Here is a 16,253-nt window from a genome sequence, read left to right as displayed (position 1 = left end):
GCAGTTAGAACTTAATCGACCAGTTGCCGCCAACTAACACACTAAATGAACTGCCTCGCCAATCAAGTAGACAGGGGTTATAATAACGGCTTTAGCTCTATATTCCACAGGGCTAAAGCCGTTTAATTTTTCTTGGGATCTATCATGATTATAAAAAGTTATGTCATCATCGATCGTTTTATAGAGTTCATAAAATGTCTCCCATTTGTTTAAAAGGATTCTATCGTTCCATTATCAATGCATTCCTGCCTCAAGACATACTGTGTGTCATTATTAATTTATCTATCCTACGTTTAAGGCTATAAGAGGTGTAGTGGAACCTGGATAAGCGGGTACTCATCTTCGTTTAATTTGTCTGTAGCCAGTTCTATTGTCTTAAAGACAGGCCGGTGATTATTCCTATGCCCTAACCGAAATACAATATTTTGTACATAATTCTCTTATTCAATAGCCTATATTCAATAACACTTTGTACTTAAACTGACTTGAGTAAAACTTATTGGACATAAAAAGCTCCTTCTAAGGAAAAACAAATTTTATTTTTTAATCTGTTTACCTCAAGGGGAACATATCAAAAGGACGGAGAAATTTTTTACCAAATACCTTGGATAGTTTTAAAGCGTAGATATGATTAAAGAAATAATAACAAGCGGCAGGCCATAAAGCAAAAAACGAATAAAAGGAATTTTTTGTTTTGCACCTCTGCCAAGTCTGCTACTACCACATTTACAGAACTCTAATCAACGTTACATTTCCTCCTAAGCAAGCATCTAACGCCAACGCCCAACATATTAGATCCAAATAAATCATCTAATCAGGAAAAGCAGGCAACTTTAACAGCTTTGTTATTTTAAGCATTACTGGAGCGAATATTAAAGACGGTAGTTACATTATCCAATAAAGCTGAACCTACCCCTGATAATACACCTGCTCCTATTAATAGGGGTATCGGGTTTCCTTTTACCCGTTGAGCAAAACGAATAGCAATAAAAAAGAATAGGTCTGTTTTTCTGTAATAGCTACCAATACCAGCATGGAGAACAATAAAGCAATCGTTTTCCAATCGATATAGCGAAAGTAACATTGCTCAATAGAATAGATACCTGTTAAAAATAGAACTTCACCTGTCAATGTTATAACTGCTCGATTTATCCGTTCGGTCATAATAGAAAATAACAGCAAATAAAAATTAGTGAAGCAATTACAATTTCCATTTCCCACCTAATTTAATGCGAGTCAATTTTATATGGCTTACTTCACTATATATAAAAAAAGAAAATATTTTCTTCTATTATTTTCCCTAATGAATAGAATGGAGTAAGCGGACAATCTTAAAAGGAGGGTTCAGTGAATTGCAAAAAAGACAATGGATTGCGTTATTATATGGATGGATTGTTGTATTAGGTTTAATAATGGTAGCGAGCTTTGTTTTAACTCTATTGCTTCGGTTTACTACGTTTAGTGATCCCGCTTTATCATGGATCACCTTTGTTATTGGTCTTATCTCTCTATTTCTTGGGGGATTAGTAGCAGGAGCTAAGGGAAAAGCGAAAGGGTGGATCGTTGGCATACTTACTGGAGCAGGTTTCACATTATTTATTTTCTCCGTGCAGTACTTAGGGTATCAGCAAGGTTTTTCACTGGAACAAGGTTTACACCACCTTGGTTACATTGCAGTGGCTTTATTTGGCGGTACAATAGGCGTTAATCTTAGTGGTGGGCCAATGAATGAAAACTAAATCCAAAAAGAACGAAGCGAAAAACGTTCATCTAGCGACGCACAAACTGGAGGTCTTCTGACGACATAAAGGGAAACTTCATTCCATGGAACGCTTTTTTACACGGAATGTTAGTACCGTAAGAGTATGACCCAAAGGCTCTTAAACCAATCGGGCATTTAGGTGCCGTTTTCTCCCTTTTTTCCTTCTCCGTATTCTCCTCTTTAACTCTTGAAGGGAGGATTTATGGCACTTAATACGGGATAAAGAAAATATGCCCCTGCAACAGGGGTATGCCGACGCCTGAGCGGCAAGCCCGCTTTTAGTCAGTATTCCTTTAGATTCGAGCCGATGTTGACTTATCGCAGGAAGGAGATCGAAGTTTGCTAGTCGCTCGAGCGCTTAAGCTAGACATCAAAAGAAGAAGCGCTCGGGTTAGCGACGTACAAACTGGAGAACTCCTGACGAGATAAAGAAAACACGGCGACTTTGGAGGAGCCGATGTTGACTTATCGCAGGAAGGAGATCGAAGTTTGCTAGTCGCTCGAGCGCTTAAGCTAGACGACGAAGTATTTTAAAAAGATATCCCCATCGGAAACAGATAAAGGTTCCTAGAATAAAATCCATATCTAGGTTTTCTATGATTTGTTCCTTTCTTTCAATTTTTTACCAAGACAAAAAACAACACAGGAGAAAATCTCTCTGTGTTGTTTTTTTATGTAGCGTCTTTCCATTCGCGTGGTAGAAGCAACAGACTTTAGTCTATTGCTTACTCCGATAGCGCGAAAAACTTTTTATTGTTGTTTAACTTCACGAATCGCAGAGCGATCATATGTCAGCTTCGATCCATCACCTGCTTGAATAACGACTGTATCTTCATCCATAGCATGAATCACACCATGGAAACCGCCAATCGTAATAACTGCATCTCCTTTTTGCAAGTCTGCTTGCATTTGTCTTACTTGCTTTTGTCGCTTTTGCTGTGGGCGAATAAGGATGAAATACAAAAGCACAAACATCAAAATTAATGGCAGTAATGATGCTAACATTTCCATAATTCTATTCCTCCCTTCCATAAGCTAGAAATTCTTTGCATTCGGTTTATTAAATCCGTACTGCTCAAAGAATTCTTCCCTAAATGAGCCAAGACGATCTTCGCTAATAGCTATTCGTACTTGCTCCATTAATTTTAACAGAAAATATAGGTTATGATAAGTAGTAAGTCTAAATCCAAACGTTTCATTACATTTAATTAAATGGCGGATATAAGCTCTTGTATATTTTTTACACACATGACAATCACAATTTTGATCAATTGGAGAAAAATCACGTGCGTACTTTGCATTTCTAACCACTAATCGGCCATTTGAAGTCATGCAAGTCCCGTTTCTGGCAATTCTCGTAGGAAGAACACAGTCAAACATATCTACACCTCGAATTGCCCCATCTATTAATGAATCCGGTGAGCCAACTCCCATTAAATATCTAGGTTTATTGGTTGGCATTAATGGTGTGGTAAATTCAAGAACACGATTCATCACTTCCTTTGGTTCACCAACGGAGAGCCCTCCTATTGCGTATCCAGGAAAGTCTAAGGATACAAGATCTCTAGCGCTTTGCTTCCGTAAATCCTCATATTCCCCACCTTGAATAATGCCAAATAAGCCTTGTTCTTCCTTTCTTTGATGAGCATTTAAACACCTCTCAGCCCATCTCGATGTTCGTTCTACGGAATCTTTCATATATTGATGATCTGCTGGATATGGTGGACATTCATCAAATGCCATCATAATATCTGACCCTAGAGCATTTTGGATATTCGTCGCTTTTTCTGGTGATAAAAATAGTTTTTCTCCATTTAAATGATTGCGAAAATGTACCCCTTCTTCTGTAATTTCTCGCATTTCACTTAGACTAAAAACTTGAAAACCACCAGAATCGGTAAGTATTGCACCATCCCAGTTCATAAACTGATGTAGACCGCCAGCCTCTTTAATAATATCTTCTCCGGGTCGAAGCCAAAGATGGTACGTATTTGACAAAATGATGTTTGCTCCGATTTCCTTTAATTCCTCTGGACTCATTGTTTTCACTGTCGCCAGCGTGCCCACTGGCATAAATGCTGGTGTATCAAATGATCCATGTGGTGTGTGTACTCGTCCAAGCCTGGCACCAGTTTGTTTACATGTTTTTATTAACTCATAAGTAATTGGTATCATAGACTACGCTTCCTTTTATCTATAAATTATCCATCTATTTCTGCTACTTCTATTTAAGAGGGTAAAATCATCATGGCATCCCCAAAACTAAAGAAGCGATATCGCTGTTCTACTGCTTCTTTATACGCTTTCATGACCATATCTTTTCCAGCAAATGCACTAATTAGCATAATTAATGTTGATTTCGGCAGATGGAAGTTTGTAATTATGCCATCAATTGCTTTAAATTGATATGGAGGGTAGATAAAAATATCTGTCCATCCACTTGCTTCGACAAATTTTCCATCTTGATCACGAGCAATTGTTTCCAATGTTCGTGTCGAGGTCGTTCCAACCGAAATAATCCTGCCCTCATCTTGCTTTACGCGGTTTAGAGTTAAAGCAGTTTCACTACTCATATGATAAAATTCCGCATGCATCTCATGTTCTTCAATCGTATCTGCACTTACCGGACGAAACGTACCTAAACCTACATGTAATGTAATAAAGGTAATGATGACCCCCATTTCTTTTAGTTCATTCAATAGCTTATTTGTAAAATGAAGTCCTGCAGTTGGTGCAGCTGCTGACCCTTCCTCTTTAGCATAAACCGTTTGATATCGTTCTTTTTCAGGTAACTGCTCTTTAATATAAGGAGGTAATGGCATTTCACCTAGTTGATCAAGTACCTCATAAAAAATCCCATCATAAGCAAATTGAACGATACGACCGCCATGATCCTTTATTTTAATACACGTTGCTTGCAGTCGACCATCTCCGAACTTAATAACGGTTCCTTCTTTTACCTTTTTAGCAGGTTTAGCGAGGACTTCCCAATTATCCCCTGCTATTTGATGTAATAGCAAAATTTCTATCCGTGCACCGGTTTCTTCTTTCACTCCGTGTAATCTTGCAGGGAGGACACGAGTATCATTCAATACAAGACAATCACCTTTTTTTAAGTATTTTTTAATATCGGTAAAATGTCGATGTTCGATGGAACCTTCTTGTTTATTTAATACGAGTAGCCTTGAGGCTGATCGTTCCTTTAATGGAGTTTGTGCAATTAATTCCTCAGGTAAATCAAAATCAAATTCTTCAATATTCATCATGAATCTCCTTACTTGTTTAGCGAAACTTTCCAAGAATGTAAAATAGGATTGTTAGAATCAGACTGACTACAATAGATGTAACAATGGGAAAGTGAAATACAACATTTCCTTTTTTCCATGTTATATCTCCAGGTAATTTTCCAATAAAACTCCATAAAATGCCGATGATAAGGAAAATTAATCCTAGTAAAAAAAATAATCTACCTAGATTCATCGTCACCCAAATCCTTCCATCCAAAATGTTCATAAGCTTGTGTAGTTACTATTCTCCCTCGGGGAGTTCGCTGAATAAAACCTATTTGCAATAGGTACGGTTCATAGACATCTTCAATCGTTTGTGCTTCTTCACCGATTGTAGCAGCGATTGTATCTAAACCAACCGGCCCTCCTTGGAAGTTCGTAATAATTGTTTTTAGTAGCTTATGATCAAGATGATCTAAACCATGTTTATCGACTTGTAGCATTTCTAATGCTTCATTTGTCGTAGTCAGACTAATTTCATCTTCTCCTTTTACTTGTGATATATCTCGAATCCGTTTTAATAAACGGTTGGCAATTCTTGGGGTACCTCTGGATCGACGAGCAACTTCTATAGCGGCTTTTTTTGTAATGGCTGTGTTAAAAATATCTGCTGTACGTTCAATGATCATACATAGATCCTCCGCATGATAAAAATCAAGCCTGCTTAAAACACCAAAACGATCGCGTAACGGTGCTGATAATAATCCTGCTCTTGTTGTAGCGCCAACTAATGTAAAAGGCGGTAAATCAATTCGAACGGATCTAGCACTAGGGCCTGTCCCAATTACAATATCAAGATAGAAATCCTCCATAGCCGGGTATAGTACTTCTTCCACTGCCCTTGGAAGGCGATGTATCTCATCAATAAACAGCACATCCCCTGGTTCAAGCGAAGAAAGAATAGCCGCTAAATCGCCTGCCCTTTCAATTGCAGGACCTGAAGTTGAGCGAAACTGCACTCCCATCTCATTGGCAATGATAGCTGCCAAAGTTGTTTTTCCTAATCCCGGAGGTCCGTATAGGAGAACATGATCTAATGGTTCTTCACGCATTTTAGCTGCTTGGATAAAGATGCTTAAATTCTCTTTCACCTTATGTTGACCAATATATTGATTCAATGTTGTTGGTCGTAAGCTGAGCTCAGCGGAAGCATCCTCTGCTTGAAGCTCACCAGTTACCATCCGCTCCTCCATTTATCGTTCCCCCTTTCCTAATTTTTCATGAGTAAACTAAGTGCTTTACGGATCAATTCATCGGTATTTAATGATGCATCTGATTGTAGTTTCGGTACAACACTTTTAATCTCTCTGTCTGTATAGCCTAACGCTTTTAATGCTTCTTGCGCTTCTTTTAACGTTACCTCGTTCGTTAAGCCTGTTTCTTTCGCCTGTTCATCTTGAACTGGTGGAACAGCTAAAGCTAATTTTCCTTTTAGATCAAGAATAATTTGTCTCGCTGTTTTCTTACCGATGCCAGGAAAACTTTTTAAAAACGCTTCATCTTCTCGTTCTATTGCTGCTACAAATTCTGCAACATCAATACTAGCCATAATCGCAAGGGCACCTTTTGGGCCGATTCCCGATACGGAGATTAATTTAGTAAATAAATATTTTTCTTCTTCCGTTTTAAAGCCATAAAGTAACTGGGCGTCTTCACGCACATGCAAGTATGTGTAAACAAATACTTTCTCATTTTCCAAAGCTTGAAATGCATATGGATTGGGACAAATAATTTCATAGCCAACCCCTTCTACATCAACTATAATCGTATCACTTTGTATATATGTAAGCATTCCTCTAATATAAGCAATCATTTTATCTGCTCCTTTGTCTCATCCATTTATTTTATCATAAGTGGTCATAAATGAATAAACTTCTATTTCTTCGTAAAGAAATAGAAGTTAAGAGCATTAATCCGTCAACTCAAGATTATGATGTATGTCTTGTACATCTTCATTTTCTTCTAACGTTTCAATTAATTTTAACATTTTTTCTACGTCGTTCTCTGATACAGTAGTAGTTGTTTGTGGTATTAGTGTGACCTCTGAGTCAGCAATTTCGTATCCTGCTGATCTTAAGTGGTCAACAACTGCGGCTAATTCTTCAGGAGCAGTGAATATTTCATAAGCACCATCTTGAGGCTGAATATCTTCAGCACCCGCTTCTAGTGCTTCCAATGTTAATTCATCTTCATTCATGGTATTATTTTCATCGGTTATTACAATATAACCGCGTCGATCAAACATAAAGGAAACACTGCCATTTTCTCCTAAGTTCCCATTGTTTTTCTTAAATGCATGCCGAATATCCGCTGCGGTTCTATTTTTATTATCCGTTAATACGTGAACGATAACAGCTACACCACCAGGACCGTATCCTTCATAGGTAAGCTCTTCATAGCTAACGCCGTCTAATGTCCCTGTTGCCTTCTTAATTGCTCTATCTATGTTATCATTTGGCATATTATCTGCCTTTGCTTTTTCAACAGCTAAACGAAGGCTCGGATTTGTTGTCATATCACCGCCTCCCTGCTTAGCAGCAGTGTAAATGTCTTTTGCATGACGCATAAAGATTTTTCCCTTTTTTGCGTCTTGTGCATTTTTCCTTCTCTGAATATTTTTCCATTTAGAATGACCAGCCATGAGGACATTCTCCTCTCTAGAAATTTCCTTTATTACTATATCAAAAAAAGTCTAATTCTTAAAGAGATAGTGCATAGAAGTACTTTGTTGAAGTAAAACTTCAGACAAAAATTTAGGTAATATTTATGTGTTGTTGGCATTTCATAAAGTGTTTTTGAAATGTCACGTTTTAATTATCATAAAATTACAGTTGTTTCCAGTTTGTGATAACTTGTTTGAAGAGTTGCTTCGTTCTAGCTTAAGTGCTAAAGCTAACAAGTAAACTTCGCTATTCTTATTAGATAAGTCCACATCGGCTCAGGCCGACTAAAAGCGGGCTTGTCGACGTCGGCATATCCCTGTTTTAGAGGCATGTTTTTTTATTCCGAATGTAAGGAGCCGTATTTCTACCTTTTAAAAAAATCTGCTTATTATTTTTCGAACTTTATGATAGAAACGTCTCCTAAATTCCCGATTCGTTTGGCGACAGGACAAGAAAAGCTACGGGAGCATTACACCGCACGCAGAAAAGTGCTTTCCTTTTCAAGGACAAGAAAAGCTTCTTGAATAGGCATCGCACGCAGAAAAAGTGACCTTCTTTTTCAAGGAGAAGTAAGACTTCTCGAAGAATCATCGCACGAATAAAAAGCGTTCTTCTTTTTCAAGGAGAAAAACGCTCCTTGAATGAAGCTTTACTTTACAACCAACCGCTTCTAGCTTTTGTTCTACTATAGGAAAGTATAAAATTTTATGGTTTATAGTATAAGAAAAACTACAGCTTTCGCTAAAGACTTGGCGACAAGCCAAGTTTTTCTAATTAGTTCTTTGAAGTCCGTTGCTTTTATTCATCTAAGTTTAATACATATGGTCTTACGGAGTGAGAAATTCCTCCAATTTTTCGCCGTTATATTTTGGCTTCAATCTGTTGTCTAAGTTTTTCATTTTATTCCAATGTTCTTCATCGGTATAGACAATTATTTCTTTATTCGAATTTGGAACAAGTTTCTTTACCTCTTGCTTAATTTCATTCCCAATATCCTGTCTTACATCATCTTTTAACATGACACCTACGATAATTCGGTCTTCCGTTGCTGCAACTTGTGCTTGTACAATTTGAGTTTTATTTTTTAATGCACGGGTTATCATTTCAGTTTCTTCATTTGTAAAAGAGTCAGAGTAACCATTTTTAAAGTTGGCTTCAGTTCCTTTTTTCTGTTCACTTTGTGGATATTCCTTTTTATCGTTTTCCTCAAGAATACCTAGACGCTCTCTTTTCTCTTGTTCTGTTTCATAATGAATCGGTTGCGCAGACTGCTGATTGCCATTTTCAGCTTTATCTGTTGGCTCATTTGTACAAGCAGTTACTGCGCCAAACATAAGAATGATTAATCCTAATTTTATCCGCATAAATAATACCTCCATTTATGAATAGTTTGGATAAGAGAGGTATTTTTACACAGTAAATTTAAGGCAATTTTTACTTTTTCCGTGAAAAATGCGGTAATGCTTCTCGCTTATGAGCAGAACGTTTGTGCATCCCTTCAATTTTTTCTTGATCTTCTTTTGGTATAGCTTTCCCTTTCAAGTAAGCATCTATTGTTGTATAGCTTATACCCATTTCCTGTTCATCACTTTGCCCTTCCCAAAGATCTGCACTAGGCTGTTTAATTCTAACAGATGATGGTATATCTAAATACTCTGCCATTTTTCTTACTTCTCCCTTTGTGAATTCCACAATTGGTAAGATATCAACACCGCCATCACCATATTTTGTAAAATAGCCTGTATACCATTCAGCAGCATTATCTGTACCGACAACAAGATAATTATAATTTGTTGCTATCGTATATAATGTGCTCATTCGTAGCCTTGCACGTAAGTTGGCTTGCGCTAATTGAGTATTTTGTTCCTCGTACACATGTTTATTTTCTAATTGGGTTTTAATCATTTGATACATATTAGCATGTACTTCTGTTAAGTCAACCGTCATATAATCAATACCCGTTGCCTCAGCAACAGCTTTCGCATCTTGCATCGTTGCATCACTCGTATTAATCGGCATAATCACACCTAATGAATGATCAGGACATGCTCGTTTGATTAAAGCAGCAACAACTGCAGAATCAATCCCCCCACTAATACCTACCATTAATCCATTTACACCTGTTTTTTCAACTTGGGTTTGTAACCAACTAACAATTTCATCTACTTCTTGTTTCATGCTATCGCTCCTCATCTCAGTTAGTAGTTTGGTCCACAGTAATTACATGATTAAAATTTCGTCAAATGCCGATTTTTTATTAATATTTATTTTAACATTAAATACTAGAAATTGAAAAAATGGTTGTCCAGATCAATTCTAAAATAGGATAGAGGGAAGCTCCATTTCGTGGGACGCTTTTTCCACGGAATATTAGTACCCAAGGGTATGACCTAAAGGCCTTTAAACGAACGGGCATTTAGATGAAATTTTTTTCTATAATCTTAAAGCGAGAGTCTTACGGTATCTTATATGCTAGATAAAGATTAAAAGACTAGTTTTGTGCCACCTTTTTCATTGTTTAGGAAACGATCTTGTTTTTCGTAGTGAATATCATTTTTAAAAGTTCTTCGTCGCAAACTTCAACCTTTTTCCTACGATAAGCCAACATTGACTCGAATCTAAAGGAAGGCCGATTAAAAGCGGGCTTACCGCTCAGGCGTCGACATACCCCTGTTTTAGAGACATGTTTCCTTTATCCGAATGTAAAGACGTATTTTTCTCAATTCAAAAAGTGCTAATGATTTTGCGTTGATGAGATAACGACTCCTAAATGCTGATTGGTCATCTACATTCTTTGGAAAAAGCGTTCCACAGAATAAAGTTTCGGTTTTATCGCTTCAGAAGATTTCCAGTATATGTCGCTAAATGAGCGCTTGCGCTTTTGTTCTTGTGAGTGATGGAAAAAAAGAGACGATAATCATTTCGTCTCTTTTCAACAACTTATTCACTTTGTTGTTCATTATCTGATTGTTGCTCACTATTTGAATGAGACGAGGATGTAAAGCCAGGTGGCATTGGATAGGTTGCCCCATAAGCAAATGGTGGATACATATGGGTTGGTGTTTGCCACTCATATTCAACCGGTTGTGCTGAAGCTTCTTCTTCTTGGCTACGATACATTGACGGTGAACCCCAATGCATCGTGTCATCACACCCGCAATCATCATCCCAATCCATCATACTGTCATGATGGTCATGGTGGTGCTCATAATGGTGGTCATGCGACCCGTGATGCATATGGTGATGGTGATGTCCATGATGATCGTAGTGCGGCATTGGATACATACCTACACTATGATATGGTAAAGGTGCCATCATTTGAAAAGGAATCTGCGGGTAACAAGGGTCCATTACATAGCAGCATAGGGGCACCATTGGTACGTGTGGCATTGGCATTGGTTTCGGCATTGGTTTCTCCTTAATCTTTTCTTTTTTTGGCTTTTCCTTTTTGACAGGCTTCACTTTATGCTCGGGTTTTGCTGGCATTTGCGGAAAATTAATTGTCGTGTAGTTTTGAAATTCCTGCCCCATCACTGGCGTTTGCATAATGGGTTGAACAGGCATTGCCGGCATAGATGGCATTGGCATTTTGGGTTTTGGCATTTTTGGTTTTTTCTTGTCATCTTCCTTAATCACTGGCATTGGCTTTGTTTTCATTTCTTTATACGGGTGCATCGGCTTTTCTTTTGGCTTCATTTGGTGTTGTTTTTGCTTTACAGCTTTTGATGAACCTGGTATTTTAATTTTCATTCCCGGCATAATCATATCTGGACTGGAAATTTGGCTATTCAACTGCTTTAGCTCTTCAAAATCCACACCATATTGTTGAGCTATTTCCCACATAGTGTCCCCTTTTTGTACAATGTGTATCTTCAAAATTAATCAAACTCCTCTCTTGTCATATCTGGGCTAATTTCTCTATACCAACATATGCAAGGAAAGATTAAATGTTGATTAATTTAAGTCCACAGCCAAGCTATATAAATGGAATAGCTATTATATTTCTTTTCGACGTTTATTTACACTACTTAAAGTGCATATAAAAAACCTAAGGTCAACTAACGCCGCTTGTGGAGAAAGAAGGACAGTTTCTCTGCATGTGATGTGTGCCTGCTAAAGCTTTTCCTGTCCTTTTGACTTGGATCCGTTTCTCTCAAAATATTGTCAAGTTAGTACAAGATGTTTAAAAAGAGAGGGACCACTTACATAGGTTGACTTCGTTGGATAACTTCAAGCTAAAATTTTTCATCAGATTCTCACTGAAATTGCTATGTTTTTTATACCTAACTGTTTGAACATTCTCTTAAAGCTTATCTAATTGATAGACGGGATACGTACCAAGAATCGTAAGCTGACATCCTAATGCTTCTAATTCCCCTTTCACCCCGGGAAATAGAACATTATCATAAGGTTGATCTACATCTACAATAAAAAAATAATTGCCTAAACCTGTTTTCATTGGTCGTGATTCAATTTTTGATAGGTTCATTTTTCTCCAAGCAAAGGCAGATAATACTTGGTGAAGTGCTCCAGCAAAGTCACTTGGAAGAGTAATCAGTAAAGTTGTTTTTTCAGATTGTACAGGATGATGAATGTTTACACACTCTTTATTCTTACTCAACACGACAAATCGTGTATGGTTATTTGGAAAATCGTGAATATTTTTTCGGATCATCTTCAGTTCATATAAATGTGCAGCCAATTGATTACCAATCGCTGCAATCGGTCCTTTTCGTTCACTAATCATTTCTGCTGCTTTTCCAGTTGATGATGAATAATGAATGGATGCGTTCGGTAAATGCTGATGTATGAATTGATGACATTGGGCGATAGCATGGCTATGAGAATGGACCTCCTTAATATCAACCAATTCACCTGAGAATTCTGGATGAACTAAAAGATGTTGCTGGATTGGTACAACAATTTCTGCCATGATAGGCAACCGCACTTGATGGACTAAATAATCGACAGTTAATTGTACAGTCCCTTCAATCGCATTTTCCAGCGGCACAACACCAATATCTATTTTTTCTGCTTCTACAGCATCAATACACTCTGGTATGGTAGCAAAACTGTGCTTTGCCTCTCCATTAAATGCTTTATCTACTGCTAACTTTGTAAATGTTCCTTTTGGCCCTAAATAGCCAATCGTTGTTGCCACTGCTATATCCCCCTTATTTTTTCAATCATTATCTGGAACATGAATTTTCTGACAACATATAGTTCGAGTAGCTAAACCGCTTGGAAACGAGCCAAGACGATTTGCTACTCCATTTTAACTGACGCTTTTTCATCTATTTAAATAATTCTTAACCGCTAATCAATAAATTCAAACTCAAAATCTAAAATCCGTACCGTGTCTCCATCTTTCGCACCGCGCTTCCGTAGCGCTTCATCTACTCCCATTCTTCTGAGCTGACGAGCAAAACGCTGCACGGCTTGATCATGATTAAAGTCAGTCATCTTAAACAACTTTTCTAATTTTTGACCTGTTAACACATAAGTTCCATCATCATCTCTAGCAATCGTAAATGGTGTTTCTTCTTTACGATATCGGTAAATTACTTTTTCTTTTTCCTCTATATCTTCGTCGATCGCCTCTTTTGGAATTTCTTCAAGCTTATCCGCAATAGCAAATAATATATCGCGAAGCCCTTCCTTTGTTAGCGCGGATATTTCATATACCGGATACTTATCTTGCAGTTTTTCTTTAAACTTCGTAATATTTTCTTTTGCGCTCGGCATATCCATCTTGTTGGCTGCGATGATTTGCGGACGTTTCTTTAGCTTTTCATCATACTTCTCTAACTCCTGATTTATTTTCACAAAATCTTCATAAGGGTCTCTGCCTTCCATAGCTGCCATATCAATCACATGAACAAGTACTCTCGTTCTTTCCACATGGCGTAAAAACTGATAGCCTAATCCAACCCCTTCATGAGCGCCTTCAATTAATCCAGGTAAATCTGCCATTACAAAGCTGCGCTGATCATTTGTGTCCACAACTCCAAGATTTGGCGTAAGCGTTGTGAAATGATAATCCGCAATTTTTGGTTTAGCGGCACTCACAACCGATAGAAAGGTTGACTTTCCAACACTAGGGAAACCGATTAATCCGACATCAGCAATTAATTTTAGTTCTACCTTAACCATTCGCTCCTGCCCCGGCTCACCATTTTCTGCAATATCTGGAGCAGGATTTGTCGGTGTTGCAAAACGAGTATTACCTCTACCGCCACGTCCGCCTTTTGCAATAACCGCTTGCTGACCATGCGTTGTCAAATCAGCAATTATTTCATTCGTGTCTTCATCTATGACAGTAGTTCCCGGTGGTACAAAAACGATTAATGGACTAGCATTTTTTCCATGTTGATTTTTACTCATGCCATTTTCGCCGCGTTTTCCTTTAAAATGACGATTATATCGAAAGTCCATTAGGGTATTCAATCCTTCATCTACTTTAAAGATAACGTCTGCGCCGTTACCGCCATCCCCACCAGCTGGTCCTCCTTTAGGAACATATTTCTCACGGCGGTAAGCAACTAACCCATTACCGCCATCTCCTCCTTTAACATAGACACTAACCTGATCTACAAACATACATTCACCTCTTTTCATCACAAGGAACTAGAAAGGAACATGCTATACTGTCTGTCTCATTTATTAAGGATATGGAAAAAGGAAAACTTGTTCTTTCAAGCTGTATTTTTAGCTGTTGCTTATTTTCCAGACCATAAACAGCTAAATAAAACTTCAGCATGTGGTGTATTTCATTACTTACTTTCAGTTGAATATTTACCAGATCATCTTCATGTTTTATCTTTTGAATAAGTCGCATCAATTGTTTACATTGATTTGTTATGTGTATATCTGATCGGGAAATGGAGCTTTTTTCTGTATGTATATCGTATTCTAATCGTAAATCTTCATACATGTATGGAAATTCAAGCACCCATATAAAAAATTCAACTGCTTGTAAATACATTAATTTACGTTCTTCGTCATACGAAGAAATGACCTTTGTTATCTTTTCTTCTACTTTTTTGATGTTTCCCATAGAAGCATAACCATGAATAATTTGTAAATGATTCAATAAATCATGCCGGTAATGTTGAATAAGCTGAACAACATCTTCCGCTTTCATATAACGTCCTCCCACCATGTCAAAAAGTATAACAGAAAAACTCAAAAAGTTCATTCATCATCTGCTGGAAGAAAACGTTCCATCAAGGAATTAATTATATTTATCCTAAAAAATTGAAAGATCTTATTAAAAAACTGTGTTCGTGATAAGTTTTAGCACAGCGAAAATTACCTTACTACACTAAGCCCATCACCTAATTTTCACAATATTGGATGGGTTTCCGTTAAAATCTTACGATGTCTTCATGTGTAAAAAACTCCAGCCAACATGTGGCTGGAGTTTTTTTATTCCTTATGCTTCTTTTGCAACAGGATAAACACTTACTTTTTTACGATCACGACCGTAACGTTCGAATTTTACAACACCGTCAACTTTTGCATATAGTGTATCATCCCCACCGCGACCAACATTTACACCAGGGTAAATTTTTGTACCACGTTGGCGATAAAGAATAGATCCACCAGTAACAAACTGACCATCAGCTCGCTTCGAACCTAGTCGTTTAGCTTCAGAATCACGACCGTTTTTTGTGCTACCCGCCCCTTTTTTCGTTGCGAAAAATTGAAGATCAAGACGTAGCATAACAATGCACCTCCTTAGTTCGTTTGAATATGAATAAACTCATTATATTCTTGTTCAATGGAAGTTAGTGATACTAGCATCCCTTCAAATAACAGCTGTACCTGCTCCATCTTTTGCTTAGAGATATAATCTGGTATCGTTACATGAAGATAACCACCATCACCGCCTTGTTCAATAACAAGATCTACTTCACATAAAGTCATAACTGCATTTACACAACCAATTGAAACGGCAGATACTCCAGCACATACTAAATCATATCCATACGGACCGCTTCCAGCATGTCCTGAAAGTTCAAATGCTTTAATTTGTCCACCCTCACGAAATACAGTTACTTGAATCATAGGCTAATCCTTTATGCATTAATTTTCTCGATAACTAACTTTGTATACGGTTGACGATGACCTTGTTTACGATGATAGTTCTTTTTTGGTTTATATTTGAAAACAGTCACTTTCTTTTGACGTCCATGTTTAGCAATTTTTGCAGTTACAGATGCCCCATCAACATAAGGAGCTCCAACTTTCACATCATCTCCGCCTACGAAAAGAACTTTCTCAAATGTAACCGTTTCATCTTGGTCTGCAGCAATTTTTTCAACGTAGATTTCTTGTCCTTCTTCTACTTTGATTTGCTTGCCACCTGTTTCAATAATAGCATACATACGTTTTGCACCTCCTATTTTACTCAGACTCGCCATACAGGTACCCACAAACCGGGATTTTAAACCTATTCTGTGCGGTTGTAGCACTGGTGCTACTTTTGAATAACGTATTTATGCTACCATGTATGTTTATAATTTGTCAAGGTTGTTC

General features: G+C 37.5%; 19 protein-coding genes and 1 other annotated feature. Of the genes, 1 reads left to right on the top strand and 18 read right to left on the bottom strand.

Annotated features, from left to right (window positions below; all coding sequences use genetic code 11):
- Nucleotides 1-33 precede the first annotated feature (33 nt).
- Both KQI21_RS16650 and KQI21_RS02715 read right to left on the bottom strand, forming a co-directional pair.
- Nucleotides 34-219 carry an IS3 family transposase gene (locus KQI21_RS16650; protein ID WP_216482684.1) on the bottom strand — a complete coding sequence of 62 codons (186 nt, stop codon included), beginning with the start codon at nt 217-219 and terminating at the stop codon, nt 34-36.
- A 631-nt stretch (nt 220-850) separates the two neighbouring features.
- On the bottom strand, nt 851-1,084 hold the full coding sequence (locus KQI21_RS02715; RefSeq protein ID WP_216482485.1) for a hypothetical protein: 234 nt from the start codon (nt 1,082-1,084) through the stop codon (nt 851-853).
- A 268-nt stretch (nt 1,085-1,352) separates the two neighbouring features.
- Between KQI21_RS02715 and KQI21_RS02710 the strand changes: the two genes are divergently transcribed.
- Nucleotides 1,353-1,739: a TIGR04086 family membrane protein gene (locus KQI21_RS02710; protein WP_216482483.1), complete on the top strand. Its 387-nt coding sequence runs from the start codon at nt 1,353-1,355 to the stop codon at nt 1,737-1,739.
- A 773-nt stretch (nt 1,740-2,512) separates the two neighbouring features.
- Here KQI21_RS02710 and yajC read toward each other — a convergent pair.
- The 16 genes from yajC to rplU form a co-directional block, all read right to left on the bottom strand.
- Complete coding sequence (gene yajC, locus KQI21_RS02705; protein WP_216482482.1) at nt 2,513-2,773, bottom strand: preprotein translocase subunit YajC; 261 nt, start codon at nt 2,771-2,773, stop codon at nt 2,513-2,515.
- Nucleotides 2,774-2,797: 24 nt separating this feature from the next.
- A complete protein-coding gene (tgt, locus tag KQI21_RS02700) occupies nt 2,798-3,937 on the bottom strand; it encodes a tRNA guanosine(34) transglycosylase Tgt (protein WP_216482481.1) in 1,140 nt (379 codons plus the stop codon).
- Between the two features lie 53 nt (nt 3,938-3,990).
- Nucleotides 3,991-5,025, bottom strand: coding sequence for a tRNA preQ1(34) S-adenosylmethionine ribosyltransferase-isomerase QueA (queA, locus tag KQI21_RS02695; protein ID WP_216482479.1), 1,035 nt, complete (start codon nt 5,023-5,025; stop codon nt 3,991-3,993).
- A gap of 19 nt (nt 5,026-5,044) precedes the next feature.
- Nucleotides 5,045-5,242, bottom strand: coding sequence for a DUF2905 domain-containing protein (locus KQI21_RS02690; RefSeq protein WP_216482683.1), 198 nt, complete (start codon nt 5,240-5,242; stop codon nt 5,045-5,047).
- Nucleotides 5,229-6,242 (bottom strand): Holliday junction branch migration DNA helicase RuvB, encoded by a 1,014-nt coding sequence (gene ruvB, locus KQI21_RS02685; RefSeq protein ID WP_216482477.1) that lies wholly within the window; start codon nt 6,240-6,242, stop codon nt 5,229-5,231. The genes KQI21_RS02690 and ruvB overlap by 14 nt, the downstream gene beginning before the upstream one ends.
- A gap of 17 nt (nt 6,243-6,259) precedes the next feature.
- Nucleotides 6,260-6,862: a Holliday junction branch migration protein RuvA gene (gene ruvA / locus KQI21_RS02680; RefSeq protein WP_216482475.1), complete on the bottom strand. Its 603-nt coding sequence runs from the start codon at nt 6,860-6,862 to the stop codon at nt 6,260-6,262.
- Nucleotides 6,863-6,958: 96 nt separating this feature from the next.
- On the bottom strand, nt 6,959-7,690 hold the full coding sequence (locus KQI21_RS02675) for a YebC/PmpR family DNA-binding transcriptional regulator (protein ID WP_216482473.1): 732 nt from the start codon (nt 7,688-7,690) through the stop codon (nt 6,959-6,961).
- Between the two features lie 849 nt (nt 7,691-8,539).
- Nucleotides 8,540-9,076 carry a YhcN/YlaJ family sporulation lipoprotein gene (locus tag KQI21_RS02670; protein ID WP_216482471.1) on the bottom strand — a complete coding sequence of 179 codons (537 nt, stop codon included), beginning with the start codon at nt 9,074-9,076 and terminating at the stop codon, nt 8,540-8,542.
- Nucleotides 9,077-9,146: 70 nt separating this feature from the next.
- The gene (nadE, locus tag KQI21_RS02665; protein WP_216482470.1) at nt 9,147-9,890 is read right to left on the bottom strand and encodes an NAD(+) synthase; all 744 of its coding nucleotides are present in this window, start codon (nt 9,888-9,890) and stop codon (nt 9,147-9,149) included.
- Nucleotides 9,891-10,652: 762 nt separating this feature from the next.
- On the bottom strand, nt 10,653-11,588 hold the full coding sequence (gene safA, locus KQI21_RS02660) for a SafA/ExsA family spore coat assembly protein (RefSeq protein WP_216482469.1): 936 nt from the start codon (nt 11,586-11,588) through the stop codon (nt 10,653-10,655).
- Nucleotides 11,589-12,015: 427 nt separating this feature from the next.
- Nucleotides 12,016-12,873, bottom strand: a complete 858-nt coding sequence (pheA, locus tag KQI21_RS02655) for a prephenate dehydratase (RefSeq protein WP_216482467.1) — start codon at nt 12,871-12,873, stop codon at nt 12,016-12,018.
- A gap of 155 nt (nt 12,874-13,028) precedes the next feature.
- On the bottom strand, nt 13,029-14,312 hold the full coding sequence (gene obgE / locus KQI21_RS02650; RefSeq protein WP_216482466.1) for a GTPase ObgE: 1,284 nt from the start codon (nt 14,310-14,312) through the stop codon (nt 13,029-13,031).
- Between the two features lie 4 nt (nt 14,313-14,316).
- A complete protein-coding gene (locus KQI21_RS02645; protein WP_216482464.1) occupies nt 14,317-14,856 on the bottom strand; it encodes a Spo0B domain-containing protein in 540 nt (179 codons plus the stop codon).
- 291 nt (nt 14,857-15,147) lie between these two features.
- Complete coding sequence (gene rpmA / locus KQI21_RS02640) at nt 15,148-15,438, bottom strand: 50S ribosomal protein L27 (protein ID WP_077321124.1); 291 nt, start codon at nt 15,436-15,438, stop codon at nt 15,148-15,150.
- Between the two features lie 14 nt (nt 15,439-15,452).
- A complete protein-coding gene (locus KQI21_RS02635; protein ID WP_216482463.1) occupies nt 15,453-15,782 on the bottom strand; it encodes a ribosomal-processing cysteine protease Prp in 330 nt (109 codons plus the stop codon).
- Between the two features lie 11 nt (nt 15,783-15,793).
- Nucleotides 15,794-16,102, bottom strand: a complete 309-nt coding sequence (gene rplU, locus KQI21_RS02630; protein ID WP_216482462.1) for a 50S ribosomal protein L21 — start codon at nt 16,100-16,102, stop codon at nt 15,794-15,796.
- 15 nt (nt 16,103-16,117) lie between these two features.
- Nucleotides 16,118-16,192, bottom strand: a sequence feature (ribosomal protein L21 leader region).
- Nucleotides 16,193-16,253: the final 61 nt, after the last annotated feature.

This window comes from Virgibacillus proomii (assembly GCF_018916875.1).
Taxonomy (GTDB): domain Bacteria; phylum Bacillota; class Bacilli; order Bacillales; family Amphibacillaceae; genus Virgibacillus; species Virgibacillus proomii_B.
This window is presented reverse-complemented; position numbering and strand designations above follow the sequence as displayed.

Bases quoted from the DNA above. Each gene is read 5' to 3' on its own strand.
- KQI21_RS02670 (WP_216482471.1), bottom strand. From the start codon at position 9,076: ATGCGGATAAAATTAGGATTAATCATTCTTATGTTTGGCGCAGTAACT.
- KQI21_RS02675 (WP_216482473.1), bottom strand. From the start codon at position 7,690: ATGGCTGGTCATTCTAAATGGAAAAATATTCAGAGAAGGAAAAATGCA.
- obgE (WP_216482466.1), bottom strand. From the start codon at position 14,312: ATGTTTGTAGATCAGGTTAGTGTCTATGTTAAAGGAGGAGATGGCGGT.
- KQI21_RS02645 (WP_216482464.1), bottom strand. From the start codon at position 14,856: ATGAAAGCGGAAGATGTTGTTCAGCTTATTCAACATTACCGGCATGAT.
- nadE (WP_216482470.1), bottom strand. From the start codon at position 9,890: ATGAAACAAGAAGTAGATGAAATTGTTAGTTGGTTACAAACCCAAGTT.
- KQI21_RS02690 (WP_216482683.1), bottom strand. From the start codon at position 5,242: ATGAATCTAGGTAGATTATTTTTTTTACTAGGATTAATTTTCCTTATC.
- rpmA (WP_077321124.1), bottom strand. From the start codon at position 15,438: ATGCTACGTCTTGATCTTCAATTTTTCGCAACGAAAAAAGGGGCGGGT.
- rplU (WP_216482462.1), bottom strand. From the start codon at position 16,102: ATGTATGCTATTATTGAAACAGGTGGCAAGCAAATCAAAGTAGAAGAA.
- yajC (WP_216482482.1), bottom strand. From the start codon at position 2,773: ATGGAAATGTTAGCATCATTACTGCCATTAATTTTGATGTTTGTGCTT.
- tgt (WP_216482481.1), bottom strand. From the start codon at position 3,937: ATGATACCAATTACTTATGAGTTAATAAAAACATGTAAACAAACTGGT.
- ruvB (WP_216482477.1), bottom strand. From the start codon at position 6,242: ATGGAGGAGCGGATGGTAACTGGTGAGCTTCAAGCAGAGGATGCTTCC.
- queA (WP_216482479.1), bottom strand. From the start codon at position 5,025: ATGAATATTGAAGAATTTGATTTTGATTTACCTGAGGAATTAATTGCA.
- ruvA (WP_216482475.1), bottom strand. From the start codon at position 6,862: ATGATTGCTTATATTAGAGGAATGCTTACATATATACAAAGTGATACG.
- KQI21_RS02715 (WP_216482485.1), bottom strand. From the start codon at position 1,084: ATGTTACTTTCGCTATATCGATTGGAAAACGATTGCTTTATTGTTCTC.
- KQI21_RS02635 (WP_216482463.1), bottom strand. From the start codon at position 15,782: ATGATTCAAGTAACTGTATTTCGTGAGGGTGGACAAATTAAAGCATTT.